Source organism: Acidobacterium sp. S8 (assembly GCF_009765985.1).
Classification (GTDB): domain Bacteria; phylum Acidobacteriota; class Terriglobia; order Terriglobales; family Acidobacteriaceae; genus Alloacidobacterium.
Genome location: NZ_LMUM01000037.1, coordinates 318364 through 331447, shown reverse-complemented (window position 1 = coordinate 331447; position 13084 = coordinate 318364). Strand labels below are relative to the sequence as shown.

Annotated in this window: 15 protein-coding genes; 12 read left to right on the top strand and 3 right to left on the bottom strand. The window is 54.8% G+C overall.

From position 1 onward, the window contains the following. Nucleotides 1-302: 302 nt before the first annotated feature. Together GSQ86_RS20145 and GSQ86_RS20140 are read left to right on the top strand one after the other, a co-directional pair. Nucleotides 303-1175 (top strand): zinc metalloprotease HtpX, encoded by an 873-nt coding sequence (locus GSQ86_RS20145; RefSeq protein WP_158751969.1) that lies wholly within the window; start codon nt 303-305, stop codon nt 1173-1175. A gap of 7 nt (nt 1176-1182) precedes the next feature. Continuing rightward, the gene (locus GSQ86_RS20140) at nt 1183-1653 is read left to right on the top strand and encodes a DUF4149 domain-containing protein (RefSeq protein ID WP_158751968.1); all 471 of its coding nucleotides are present in this window, start codon (nt 1183-1185) and stop codon (nt 1651-1653) included. A 36-nt stretch (nt 1654-1689) separates the two neighbouring features. On the opposite strand, the gene GSQ86_RS20135 is transcribed toward GSQ86_RS20140, so the two are convergent. After that, nucleotides 1690-1902 (bottom strand): hypothetical protein, encoded by a 213-nt coding sequence (locus tag GSQ86_RS20135; protein ID WP_158751967.1) that lies wholly within the window; start codon nt 1900-1902, stop codon nt 1690-1692. 189 nt (nt 1903-2091) lie between these two features. On the opposite strand from GSQ86_RS20135, the gene GSQ86_RS20130 reads away from it, so the two are divergent. The 5 genes from GSQ86_RS20130 (at nt 2092) to GSQ86_RS20115 (ending at nt 5950) form a co-directional block, all read left to right on the top strand. Next, nucleotides 2092-2814: a ZIP family metal transporter gene (locus tag GSQ86_RS20130; protein WP_158751966.1), complete on the top strand. Its 723-nt coding sequence runs from the start codon at nt 2092-2094 to the stop codon at nt 2812-2814. A gap of 32 nt (nt 2815-2846) precedes the next feature. Continuing rightward, complete coding sequence (locus GSQ86_RS20125; protein ID WP_158751965.1) at nt 2847-3677, top strand: isocitrate lyase/phosphoenolpyruvate mutase family protein; 831 nt, start codon at nt 2847-2849, stop codon at nt 3675-3677. 157 nt (nt 3678-3834) lie between these two features. Beyond that, nucleotides 3835-4875 carry a multidrug effflux MFS transporter gene (locus tag GSQ86_RS20120; protein WP_216841224.1) on the top strand — a complete coding sequence of 347 codons (1041 nt, stop codon included), beginning with the start codon at nt 3835-3837 and terminating at the stop codon, nt 4873-4875. Continuing rightward, nucleotides 4869-5060: a hypothetical protein gene (locus GSQ86_RS23175; RefSeq protein WP_216841223.1), complete on the top strand. Its 192-nt coding sequence runs from the start codon at nt 4869-4871 to the stop codon at nt 5058-5060. Before GSQ86_RS20120 ends, GSQ86_RS23175 begins: the two co-directional genes overlap by 7 nt. Nucleotides 5061-5191: 131 nt before the next feature. Continuing rightward, entirely contained in the window at nt 5192-5950 is a 759-nt protein-coding gene (locus tag GSQ86_RS20115) for a DoxX family protein (RefSeq protein ID WP_254062573.1), read from the top strand. A 6-nt stretch (nt 5951-5956) separates the two neighbouring features. Here GSQ86_RS20115 and GSQ86_RS20110 read toward each other — a convergent pair whose 3' ends face one another. Continuing rightward, a complete protein-coding gene (locus tag GSQ86_RS20110) occupies nt 5957-6580 on the bottom strand; it encodes a flavin reductase family protein (RefSeq protein WP_158751963.1) in 624 nt (207 codons plus the stop codon). 184 nt (nt 6581-6764) lie between these two features. Here GSQ86_RS20110 and GSQ86_RS20105 point away from each other — a divergent pair, with 184 nt between their 5' ends. Then, on the top strand, nt 6765-7448 hold the full coding sequence (locus GSQ86_RS20105; RefSeq protein WP_158751962.1) for a flavin reductase family protein: 684 nt from the start codon (nt 6765-6767) through the stop codon (nt 7446-7448). Between the two features lie 50 nt (nt 7449-7498). Here the strand turns inward: GSQ86_RS20105 and GSQ86_RS20100 are convergent, their stop codons facing one another. Beyond that, nucleotides 7499-9076 carry a DHA2 family efflux MFS transporter permease subunit gene (locus tag GSQ86_RS20100; RefSeq protein WP_158751961.1) on the bottom strand — a complete coding sequence of 526 codons (1578 nt, stop codon included), beginning with the start codon at nt 9074-9076 and terminating at the stop codon, nt 7499-7501. A gap of 215 nt (nt 9077-9291) precedes the next feature. On the opposite strand from GSQ86_RS20100, the gene dnaK reads away from it, so the two are divergent. From dnaK to GSQ86_RS20085, 4 genes are all read left to right on the top strand, one after another. Then, nucleotides 9292-11214 (top strand): molecular chaperone DnaK, encoded by a 1923-nt coding sequence (gene dnaK / locus GSQ86_RS20095; protein WP_158751960.1) that lies wholly within the window; start codon nt 9292-9294, stop codon nt 11212-11214. A 98-nt stretch (nt 11215-11312) separates the two neighbouring features. Next, nucleotides 11313-11483 carry a hypothetical protein gene (locus GSQ86_RS22880; RefSeq protein ID WP_174239996.1) on the top strand — a complete coding sequence of 57 codons (171 nt, stop codon included), beginning with the start codon at nt 11313-11315 and terminating at the stop codon, nt 11481-11483. 6 nt (nt 11484-11489) lie between these two features. Beyond that, on the top strand, nt 11490-12284 hold the full coding sequence (locus tag GSQ86_RS20090; protein ID WP_158751959.1) for an Fpg/Nei family DNA glycosylase: 795 nt from the start codon (nt 11490-11492) through the stop codon (nt 12282-12284). Between the two features lie 43 nt (nt 12285-12327). Then, nucleotides 12328-13014, top strand: coding sequence for a hypothetical protein (locus GSQ86_RS20085; protein WP_254062507.1), 687 nt, complete (start codon nt 12328-12330; stop codon nt 13012-13014). Nucleotides 13015-13084 lie beyond the last annotated feature (70 nt).

Genomic DNA, 13084 nt, shown 5'->3' with positions numbered 1-13084 from the left:
CCACCTTGTGGCCAACACACTTGAAGTCATAGTTCGCCCCATTCCAGGAAGAAGTCATTGCTCGCACAAAGGCAATTTTCATACCGTAGAACTCAGCAGCTATCACTTATTCTCAGGTTAAAGAAAGTAACTGACTTAGACGATCCACTATAGTTATTTACAAGTAAATGGCTGTTTCCTCAATAGTTATCTTATGATTCCGAATACAGTATGAAGTTACTGAAAACAGTACAAAAACGGCTCCAGCCACTCTATGAAACAATCTATGGAAGCGGTTCAACGGAAATGGAGGGCCGCTCGCAATGAACACTTTCAAGACTGCTTTCCTGATGACTGCGCTTACACTCTGCCTGGTCTTGCTTGGGCAGCACTTTGGCGGCCGCAACGGTATGTTGCTGGCATTTATCTTTGCCGCCGGGATGAATTTCTTCAGTTACTTCTACTCTGACAAGCTGGCACTGACGATGTACCGGGCGCAGCCTGCCACGCGCGAAGAGTTGCCGCGTGTCTACCAGGTCGTAGAGCGGATGACCCAACGGATCGGTTTGCCGATGCCGAAGATTTATGTCATCCCTTCCGATTCGCCGAATGCCTTTGCTACCGGGCGCAACCCGAAACACGCCTCAGTCGCCGTTACGCAGGGGATACTGAATCTGCTAAACGACGATGAACTGGAGGGCGTGCTCGCCCATGAATTGGGCCATGTGCGCAATCGCGACATCCTGACCAGTTCCATTGCTGCCACACTTGCCGGCGCCATTACCATGCTGGCACGAATGGGCTATTGGGCTTCGCTGTTCGGCGGATACGGGGACAGCCGCGACCGCGAGCGTGGCGGAGGCGGTCTGGGCGCGCTCTTCATGCTGATCCTGGCGCCGATTGCTGCGACTCTCATACAGTTGGCTATTTCGCGCTCCCGCGAATACGAAGCGGACGCCACCGGCGCGCATATCACCGGCAATCCGTATGCGCTTGCCTCGGCCCTGGAGAAGCTCGACGCATACTCCAAACGGCTTCCCATGCAGGCCTCGCCTTCCAATGCACACCTGTTCATCGTGCAACCGCTACTCAGCGGACGCGACTTCGCCAATCTTTTCGCGACCCATCCGCCGATTTCGAAGCGCATCGAAAAGCTCATCGGACGGTCGAGCGTTTATGGAGTGCAGGAACGGTGACGGCCTGATGAAAACTCTTCTGCGTGCTCTCATTCTGCTCCTCATCACGCTGTGGCTCGGCGGGATCATGTTCTTTCCTGTCGTCGCGGCCACAGCTTTTTCTTCAATTTCTGACACACATGCCGCAGGCATCATCGTTGGAAAATGCCTGCGTATTCTGCACTACGAGGGGCTGGTTGCAGGAACGCTCATCGTCGTTCTTCTTCTGGCCGCGCAGCGGGCTCGCACCTATGCTCGGAATGTCGTGTTGCCGGTCATCTTTGCCTTCATCATGCTGGCGTTGACGGCCTTCTCCCAGTTCTGGATCATTCCGAAAATGGAGGGTTATCGCCTTGCCGCGGGCGGCGCGATTGATGCTGTGGCAGCTGACGACCCCGATCGGTTGGCATTCAATAAGCTGCACGTGGAATCGGAGCGTGTGGAAGAAGCTGTGCTGGTGGCAGGAATTTTGCTTGTGGCGTTTGTAGCTCGGGACTAGAACGAGGGGCTCTCGCTGAGCCCCTCGCCGCTCTATTTAGGAGACCTTCCGCGAAGGCGGCTGAGGCTGGCCAGCCTTCTGATTCTCGCGGCGCTCATCCTGCTGTTTCGCTTGATCGGGGCGAAAAGCCTCGGTTCCCTGATTCATGTGGGAGGGCCGGTTCTGTGTGCTTCCCTGCTCATCGTGAGGCTTGTTCGGTTGATTCTGCCGGTCGTTCTGCTCCGGCCGTTTGTCACTCTGGTTTGTCATAAAACGTGCATCCTTTTGCTACAGATTTGGTACACGTACATAGATTGAGATAGGCGAAGATGCCATCGGGGTGGTCTGGCTTTTGCAGGTTGGGTTAACCCTCAAAGCATCAAATGCTTGCGCCGCCACCGTTTTCCTGCAAATGGCGAGTTATGATGATGAATTGGCGTCACTACCAAAATTCAACTTATGTTTCTTTCCCTCATTCTCGGCGCAGTGGCTGCGGTAGCGGACGTTTTCGGCGGCCTGCTTCTCGTACGCGCTAATTGGGAGAAGCGCTACCTCCGCTACTCCGTAGCGCTGGGCGCGGGCTTCATGCTGGCGGTAGCTTTTCTCGAGATGCTGCCAGAAAGCCTTCGTTTCTCTCCGAAATGGGGCCCGGTGCTTGTGCTGGCTGGATACTGCGCTATTCACCTTCTGGAACATACGATTGTTCCCCATTTTCATTTCGGCGAAGAGACTCATCACGACGAGTTCATCTCCGCACGCACCAGCTATTCCGTGCTCGGCGGGTTGGCCGTTCACGCGTTCTTTGATGGAGTGGCGATTGCCTCCGGTTTTGTTCTGTCGAATCTGCTGGGCTGGCTGATCTTCATTGCCATCTTTCTGCATAAAGTCCCGGAGGGATTTACCGTCGCCTCGGTCATGCTGGCTTCGGGGCGCAGCCGCAAGGCTGCTCTCGTCGCTGCGTCCGTACTGGCGACGGCAACCATTGCCGGTGCGCTGGTCATCGGGCTGCTGCCGTCATGGATAGAGGCTGGGCTTCCGCTTTCTGCAGGCGTGGCTATTTACGTAGCTGCTACTGACCTCGTTCCTGAGGTTAACCGCGAACCGGGCATTCGCATGGCTCTGGTTTTCTTCGCCGGCGTGTTGCTTTTTCTTGTGCTGCGGCTTTGTCTGCCGTCCGTTTGAGCACAGCCGTTACTTAGAAGTAAACTCGATCCATGCCGACACAAGCGGAAAAAGCTGCGATCTTTCAGTCACTCCACCAGCAATCTAAACCTCTCCTCGTAGCTAATCCGTGGGACGCGGGGACCGCATGCATCCTCGCTGCACTCGGCTTCGAGGCCCTTTCGACGACAAGCGGCGGTTTGGCGGTAACCCTCGGCCGCCGCGACGGAACGGCCAGCATCACTCGCGACGAAGCCTTGGCCAACGCGAAGTCCATTGTCGACGCGACACATCTGCCGGTTGCTGCGGATCTTGAAAATGGCTACGGTGATTCCGCGGAAGCTGCCGCCGAAACCATCCGTCTTGCCGCCGAAGCTGGCCTGGTTGGAGCCTCCATCGAAGACGCTACCAGCGACGATAAAAAACCGATCTACGACTTCGACCATGCCGTGGAGCGGGTGGCTGCGGCTGCAGAGGCCGCGCTTGCACTGCCTTTCCCTTTCATGTTTGTCGCCCGTGCTGAAAACTATCTTCACGGACGCCCCGACCTCGACGACACCATCCGCCGCCTGCAGGCTTTTGAAAAAGCCGGAGCCGAAGTGCTCTATGCTCCCGGACTCACACGCCCGGAAGATATCAAAGCCGTCTGCTCCTCTGTCAGCAAGCCGGTGAATGTACTGGCTGCATTAAAGGGAGCGGTGCAACTCAGTGTTGCAGATCTTGCAGCCTTGGGCGTGCGCCGCATCAGTTTGGGATCAGCCCTCAGTCGCGCCGCTCTGACTGCATTTATCCGTGCGTCGCGCGAAATCAAAGAACAGGGCACCTTCACCTTTGCCGCCGACACCTATTCTCTTGGAGCGATTACCGACTTCTGTCACGACTGAAATTCCCCGCGGCTACATATTTTGCGCCGACTGCAAATAATGATCGGCAGCGCAGTTACTGAATCTTTGTCGCCTGCCGAAGAATCCACTGAGTGAATTCTCCAAAGCATTGCGGTTTGAGAACTTGCACTTTTAATTCTCTTCACGATCCACAAAAATGACATCGTTACGTTACAAACACGCATGGATTATCTTCCTGCTGGGCCTACTCAGTGTCGTTACGCCCTTTGCCATCGACATGTATCTGCCAGCTTTTTCGCGCATTGCTGCAGAATTCGGCACGACCACATCCCTCATCTCTATCTCGCTCTCGACATACTTCGTCGGCTTCGCTCTCGGACAAATTCTGTACGGCCCGCTGCTTGATCGCTTCGGACGCAAGCGCCCGCTTTACGTCGGCCTCATCGTCTACATCCTCGCGTCCATCGGTTGCGCGCAGGCGCACAGCATTCATGTATTCATCGCACTGCGCTTCATTCAGGCGCTGGGAGGATGCGCCGCACAGGTGGCTGCCATCGCCATGGTGCGCGATTTTTTCCACGCCCGCGAGAGTGCCAAAATCTTTTCGCTGCTCTTTCTCATCATCGGGACCTCGCCGCTGCTCGCGCCCACCGTTGGCAGCCTGCTCGTTTCAAGTCTCGGCTGGCGCTGGATCTTTCTTCTCCTCGCCGCTAACGCACTGCTGATTCTCACGCTCATCTTCACGCTGTTGCCGGAAGGCCATACGCCTGACAAATCCATCTCGCTCCGCCCGCAGCCCATCCTCAGAGGCTTCTGGATGATTCTCAGGCAGCCGCAGTTCATTACCTACGCGCTCGCCGGAGCCTTCTCCTTCGCCGGCCTCTTCGCCTTCGTCGCCGGTTCGCCCATCATTTTTATGGACGGCTACCACCTCGGCGCTAAAGCCTTCGGCCTTATCTTTGCCGTGCTGGTCATGGGCTTCATCGGAGGCAACCAGATCAACGTTTTTCTGCTGCGCCGCTTCAGCAGCCAGAAGATTTTCTTCTACGCACTGAGCTTTCAGGTCTTCATCGGTGCCGTCTTTTTCGCAGGGGCGCACATGCACCTCATCGATCTGCGCGCCACGCTTGTCCTCTTCTTTTTCTTTCTGCTGTCGATAGGATTGACCTACCCCAATGCCGCCGCCATCGGCATGGCACCCTCTCAAAGGACGCAGGCAGCGCATCGGCCTTGCTAGGTTTCTTGCAAGCCGGAACAGGCTCGCTCATTTCCATGGGAATCGGCGTACTCGGAGCAACCGCTATCGTCTCGCTTCTATCGAGTACCGCCTTCGCTGCCCTGCTCATCCTGTTGATCGGGAGAACGCGCATACCCGCACTCGTCGAGATGCCGGAAGGCGAAGCCGTAACGGCCATGCATTAATTGCTTCGAACGAACAAGTCACCGCACGACACACACCCCTTGCCGCAATACCTCCTTCGCAATCTCACGCCGTGTTTTCATGGGCGATGAAGGAGATTCATGTTCTACAGGGTCGATTATTTTTGGCAGTGATGCTTGTCGGATTTGTCCTCGGCGCTCTCTTCAGCCGCCGCGCCGCTCAGATAGGGCCTTCTCGAATCGCACGCGGCTATCTCACTGTCGTCGTCATCCTATTGGCCCTGAGGTGTGCCATTTTCGTTGCCAGCTTGATCTGGCACCAACATTTCTGGAGTATCTCGGGCGGGGTAATTTCTGACATAAGCAATTTTCTTTACGGCGCACTGTTTGGACTGTCCGCACGCCGTAAAGATCGCCGGGAGCTTCTGCTCGATTCTTCCGTTTACCTTGCGCTCTGCCTTTCCATTGGCGTTGCATTCTCCATCGCCGGTATCGCTAAGATTTTTTACATGGAGAGCATGATTCAGTTCTTCACTCAATCCGGATACTCGATTGCATTTCTCAAATGCATCATCATCGCAGAAGCCATAGGAGGAATCGGTTTCTTTTTACCCTGGGCGATGCTTCCAACTTTAATCGGATTCACCATCGATATGTTTGGCGCTGTTTACACGCACATCCATAATGGCGATCCTCTCAACGACAGTACCGGCGCCATCGGAATGCTGATTCATCTTGGCGTCATCGCGGTGATCTGGACGTTGCGAAAGCGTCCCGCGCAAACGCCTGCCTCGTTACGGGCTTCATTCTCCAAAATATTGACGGTTGCGCTGGCTTGTATCGTCGTGGCTGTTGCAGGAAGCGCCTTGTTGCGGCATCCTATGCAGTCCACTCCGCCATCTGCTTCCAATCCTGCCCCACGCTCGAAATAATGACGGCTATTTCTCCGCCCGAAAGGTCTTGCCCAATTCCTTCTCTGCCAGGCGGAAGTAATGACGGAAGTTATAAATCAGCGGCGACCACTTCTCTGGATCGACATAGTGTCCGCTCAGAACAAACTCCTCGTCTACATGCACGCGCACAATCTCAACCTCAGCCGCCACGCCGCCGCCTAATGCGTTCAGCTTGTCCCCGCCCATCTGGTGCAACTTTGCGACACGCGCCTCCATCTGCACTGGACATTCCGCAGCCCGCATCGGCTTAACCGTCTCGCTCGGCATGGGCGTCAATCCTGACGCCTCAAATTTCTGGTGCTCATAGCGAAATTGCTTTGCCTTGATCTCGGGCACAGGATCTTTTCCCGTCAAGGGAGCCAGTTTCTCCACCTGAGGCCACATTTCCGGCGAAGGGAGATTGATGACGCATTCGGCATGCCGCGCAAAATTCTCCGCCGTCTTCGTCTCATCCAGCAATCCGAGCATCAGCGTCCATCCCAGCGCCCAGAACGATGACATCGGCGCAAGATTTGTGCTGCCGTCTTCATTGAGTGAGCTGATGAGCGCCACCGGCGTCCCAAAGTAAAGGATCTTGGGCTCAATCGTAACGAACTTTCGTTCCTGCATGCGCAGTCCTTTCGATTTCGCAGATCAGAAAATTTAGATGCGGGCAGGATCGCTCATTATTTACCAATTGGTAAATATATACAGACCGAACCATTTCTGTGATCCATTAAAATTCGAGCGCAAGATGCGGATAGTTTGCTCGCAACGCTTTCTCTACTGTGTCTACAGAAACGAGGAATTTGCGATGCTGCAAACCATTGATCCGGCAATCTTGTATTTTGGAACTCCAGTAGTGCTCATCGGTACCTTGAACGAAGATGGCTCGCCCAACCTTGCTCCAATGTCCTCAGCGTGGTGGCTTGGCAGGCGCTGTGTACTTGGCCTTGGAGCGCGCTCGAAGACGCCGCAAAACCTGATCCGCACCGGCGAATGCGTCCTCAACCTCCCTTCTGAAGATCTGGCAGACATGGTCGATCGCCTCGCCCTAACCACGGGCTCCAATCCTGTGCCTCCGCATAAATTGGAGAAGGGCTACTGGCACGAAAAAGATAAGTTCGGGATCTCAGGTTTCACCATCGGAAATTCCGAAACAGTAAAAGCTCCACGGGCACTCGAATGCCCCGTCCAACTCGAAGCAAAGCTCGAGAACGTGCATTCGCTTGAGGAAGATGACGAGCAGCGCAGAGGATCACTGGTCGCGCTGGAAGTCCGCATCACGCGCGTTCATGTCGACGACAGCATTCAGATGCGGGGCGCTCCCAACCGCATCGACCCGGACAAATGGCGGCCTCTGATCATGAGCTTCCAACAGTTTTATGGATTGGGTCCGCAACTTCGCCCGTCCAAGCTCGCGACCATTTCCGAGGAAATGTATCGGGTGCGCGGCGCCGTCACTCCTGAAATGCTGTCGAACGCTTATTCACGTTGATTGCTACAAGCGGAGCCGGGGACTAGAAGGCTTGGACGAGTTTTTTCTGCCTAATGTGCCCCGGCTGGAGCCTTTTTACCGGGCTTGACCTTACGGAAAAGCCAGACCAGCGCCACGGAGACGAAACAGAGCAGCGACATGTAACGGAAGACATCGACGAAGGCCCACAACATCGCCTGTTGACCCAGCTGCTTATAAAGCTGGCTCTGGCTGGCGATCAAGCCGTTGGCAGGATTGGCTGCGCGGCCGAGAAAGCGGCTGAGATCGCTGATGCGCTGCTCAAACCAGAAACTCGACTGGCTCACATAGTTGAGAATTTCGTTCTGGTGATGGTCAGCCCGACGAACGAGAAGAGTCTGCGCTACGGAAATGCCGATGGAGCCGCCGATATTGCGTATCAGGTTAAAAATACCGCTGGCGTTGCCAATCTGCTCATTCTTGAGCGTTCCATAAGCCTGCGTCGTGATCGGCACAAAGACAAAGCTCAGCGCGAAGCCGGTGATGATAATGGGCCAAAGCAGCGTCGTTGGGCTGATATCCAGCGTAATGTTGCCGAAAACCAGTGATGTTATTCCGAAGACCAGGAAGCCAAAGGTCAGGAGGTAGCGCGCATCGACTTTGTTGCTGATATAGCCGATGATGGGCATGCCCATGATCGATCCGAGACCGCGAGGCCCGACGACGAGGCCAGCCGTGAAGGCCGTGTAGCCCAGCAGTTCCTGGTAGAACAGCGGCAGCACCGTGACCATGGAATAAATGCAAACGCCGAACATAAAAATGAGAGAGCAACCGATGGCAAAATTCCAATCCTTGAGCGTGCGCAGGTTAACCAGGGGCTCCTTCTTCCGCCAGGAGTGAATCAGGAACCAGATAAAGCTGATGACCAGCGCGGCAAAAGCCCAGCGTAACCAAATGGCGCCAAACCAGTCGTCTTCCTGTCCTTTATCGAGAATCACCTGCAGGCAACCCGACCAGACAGCCAACAGCCCAAATCCAAGATTATCGAAGGGCCCGACCTTGGCATTCTTAATGTAGGGCGGGTCTTTCACATAGCGGCTGATCATAAACACAGCCAACGCGCCAACCGGAATATTGATGTAAAAGGCGTAACGCCAGCTGTACGAATCAGTTAGCCAACCACCGAGTGTGGGCCCGATGACCGGAGCCACGACCACTCCGAAGGCAAATAGCGCCATGGCCGCAGCGCGCTTCTGAGGGGGAAAGCTTTCGAGCAGAATGGCCTGCGAAAGCGGCTGCAGCGCGCCACCGCCCGCTCCCTGAACCACGCGGGCGATCAGGATGAAGGCCAGCGACGGGGCGGCTCCGCAGAAGAATGAGGCGACGGTAAAGATGATGACGCAGATGATAAGAAAGCGTTTGCGTCCAAAACGAAGGGCAAACCAGTTGCTGGCGGGGAGAATAACTGCATTTGCCACCAGATAGCTGGTCAGAACCCAGGTAGCCTCATCATTGGAAGCCGAAAGCGAACCGGCGATATACGGCAGGGCCACGGAGGCAATGGCGGTATCTAAAACCTCCATAAACGTCGCCAACATGACCGAAATGGCGATAAGCCAAGGGTTTCCCCCGGCATTTTGGGCGGATTGAGAGAGGTTATCGCCTGGCATGAATGCTTCTGGGTTAGTTCAGGATTAAGCTGCTTTCCGTTGGATACAGCCAAGCGGATTGTGGATGCATTTCCATTGAAATCAGCGATTTACAATTATGCATCCTCTATGTGTTAGATAGCATCAGATAAGTTGACAATAAACGACTCAAGTGCGAAGCTAATTTCAGCTATTTCAAGGCTGAAGCCAGCACAAGGGCAGTGAGGCAGAGGATTATGGCAAAAATTATTGGAATTGACCTGGGTACGACCAACTCCGTCGTAGCCGTAATGGAAGGCGGTGAGCCGAAGGTGATCCCCAACGAAGAGGGCGGGCGCACGACGCCGTCCGTAGTGGGATTCACCAAGAGCGGCGAGCGCCTGGTAGGGCAGGTGGCCAAGCGCCAGGCCATTACGAACCCCGAAAATACGATCTATTCGATCAAGCGCTTTATGGGCCGCCGCTTCAATGAAGTGAGCGATGAGATGAAGATGGTCCCCTATAAGGTGAAGCAGCAGGGCGACCACATCGTAGTGGAGGCGCAGGGCAAGGATTACACGCCACCTGAGGTTTCGGCGATGATCCTGCAAAAGCTGAAAAAGGCTGCAGAAGACTATCTCGGCACCTCGGTGACGGAAGCCGTCATCACCGTGCCTGCGTACTTTAATGACGCACAGCGCCAAGCCACGAAGGACGCCGGACGCATTGCCGGTCTTGACGTAAAGCGTATCGTGAACGAACCGACGGCTGCCGCTTTGGCCTACGGTCTCGATAAGAAAAAAGATGAGACGATTGCTGTCTACGACTTCGGCGGCGGTACGTTCGATATCTCGATTCTCGAAGTGGGTGAAGGCGTCATCGAAGTGAAGTCGACCAATGGCGACACGCACCTTGGTGGCGACAACATTGACCAGAAGATCGTGGATTGGCTGATTGACGAGTTCAAGAAGGATGAAGGCCTCGATCTGCGCTCGAAGGGCAACGAAATGGCCTTGCAGCGTCTGAAAGACGCAGCTGAGCGGGCGAAGATCGAGCTGTCTACCGCACTGGAGACCGAGATCAATCTGCCGTTTATCACGGCGGATGCAAGCGGTCCAAAGCACCTTGTCAAGAAATTGACGCGTGCCAAGTTGGAGCAGCTTGTCGAAGACCTGATTCAGCGTTCGCTCGAACCCTGCAAAAAGGCTATGGCAGATGCTGGAGTCGATGCGAGCAAGATCGACGAAGTGGTCCTGGTTGGCGGACAGACACGCATGCCCCGCATCCAGCAGGTCGTGAAGGAGCTCTTCGGCAAGGAACCGCACAAGGGTGTGAATCCTGACGAAGTGGTTGCAATCGGTGCTGCGGTACAGGCTGGCGTACTTTCGGGCGAAGTGAAGGATCTGCTTCTACTCGACGTAACGCCGCTGACGCTGGCAATTGAAACGCTGGGTGGCGTGGCGACGCCGATGATTCCGCGCAATACGACCATTCCGACGAAGAAGACTGAAACCTTCTCGACAGCGGCGGATTCGCAGACGGAAGTCGAAGTCCACGTTCTGCAGGGCGAGCGCCCGATGGCCGGGCAGAACCGTACGCTGGCGAAGTTCAAGCTCAGCGGCATTCCTCCGGCTCCGCGTGGTATTCCTCAGGTCGAAGTAACGTTCGACATTGATGCCAACGGCATCTTGAATGTTACGGCGAAGGATAATGCTACCGGCAAGGACCAGAAGGTTACGATTACGTCATCTTCAGGTCTAAGCAAAGAGGAAGTCGAACGCATGGCGAAGGATGCCGAGGCGCATTCGGCTGAAGACAAGGCAAAGCGTGAGGAGATCGAGGCTCGCAATCAGCTCGATAGCCTGGTATACAACATCGAGAAGATGTTGAAGGATAGCGGCGATAAAGTCTCCGGCAGCGACAAGACCGATGTCGAGACTGAACTGGCCGAAGCAAAAAAGACGCTCGAAGGCACGCCTTCTGCATCTGAATTAAATACGGCGCGGGAGAAACTGACCACGGCGTCGCACAAGCTGGCCGAGGCCATGTACAAAGCCAACGCAGCTGGCGCGGGTGTTCCTCCGACAGACGGAGCACAGGCAGCAGCGGGTACGACGGAAGAAAAGAAAGATGAAGGCGTCATCGATGCTGAATACGTGGACGTTGACGAGAAAAAATAACGAGTGCGATAAAACTCGGTAACACTAAGGGCGCGCTCACCGAAACGTTAGCGCGCCCCTCGTGTTTATAGAAGTGAAAGATTGGAGTATTTGAAAAAATGACTGAGACCCTATGGAAATGCGAGCAGTTGCGAGCGGGACGGGTGTACAACACCCTGATGTTCAGCACGCGCGAGGAAGCAGAGAAATTCAAGGCCCAGCTGAACAGGATGGAGCCGGATATGTTCTGCCGAATTGAAGCCGTGCCGGTGGAGCTTGTTTGGAATTAAGAAATTATGCCTGAAGGAAATCAGATCCACCGTTTTGCGGAAGAACATGCCGCGGTCTTTGCCGGTAAGCGCGTGCATGTTGATTCGCCAAACGGTGGATTTGCTGATGCCGAAGTTTTAGATGGACACAAACTGATTCGCGTCGATGCTATTGGCAAGCATCTTGGGTATCGCTTCGGACGCGATCTGATTTTGCATGTACATCTCGGGATGTATGGTGATTTCAAGCAGGGCAAGATGCCGCTTCCTCCTGTGAAGGGCGCGCTGCGGCTACGAATCTATACAAAGTCTGACTGGATGGAGCTGCGAGGCGGTACAGACACATCCATCTTCACAGATGAAAAATGGCAATTACTGCGTGATCGTCTCGGTCCGGATCCGCTGATTCCCGGCTCAGATCCAAAACCGGCATTCGAAAAGATCGCCAAGCGCAACACATCCATCGGCGCATTGTTGATGGACCAATCAGTCTTTGCCGGCATCGGCAATATCTATCGCGCGGAACTTCTCTTCCGCGCGCGGATTCATCCTCTGCGTCCAGGCAAAGATGTGAATCTCGCTTCCCTGAAATCGATCTGGAAAGACGCGCAGACGCTCATGTCTGCGGGTGTGAAGGACACGCGCTACGTCACGACAAGTGCCAAAGACAGGCCGCATCCCCGCGGCCCGGTGCGTGAAGAAGAAGAGCGCTATGTCTATCGCAGGCATGGCAAACCGTGCTTTATCTGCGGAACGAAAATTGAACGTGCTGAGCTTGCGACACGCACCGTCTACTGGTGCCCCAACTGTCAGAAGAAATAACCCTTTCTCAATCGCGCCGCCGTAGACTGTTTCCGGAGGTTACGTGCGGCTCTTTTCCTTTCTTTTTCCAGCTATGGCCTTGCTCACATCGAGCGTAATTTTGGTGTCGGACTTCTCGACCGAATACAAAGGCACTCCTTATCAGGACAGTCATCACACGGGCGGAGCGCAGAGCATTCCCGGGCGTGTCTTGTGCGCCTATTACGATCAGGGCGGCGAAGGCATTGCTTATCACGACACCACGGAGAAAAATCTAGGAAGCGGAGTACTGAATCCAGCAGATGGAACTTATCTCAATGAGTTCCGCATGCACGAAGCTGTTGATACCTCCTATACCAAGTTTCACGACACGATTGACAATAGCCCGTATGACAAAGTGCAGCCTCCGGTTGATCTGCTTTACGTGGGCTGGACGGAGCCGGGCGAGTGGTTCAACATCACGGTAAACGCGGCGCACGCCGGCACCTATGGCGCTGACCTCCTCTACACTTCCAATCGCGGCGGGACGATCTCTCTCGATGTGAATGGCAAGGATGCGACCGGACCGCTCCCGATTATCTCTACCTTCAATGCTTCCGACCCGATTGCATGGCGGCAGTGGCACCACTGGAATCTGCAGCAAAACTTTGTAAAGCTTCACCTGCCTGCGGGGAAAAGCATTCTTACCGTTCACATTCTGAGTGAGGGAAATATGAACCTTGCCTACTTTGACTTCCACGAAGACCGCTGATGAAAAGCTGTTTCCTAAGAGATGTAAACCTGTATATACTGCTTTCACTGTTAGAATTCCTGGATCCTGA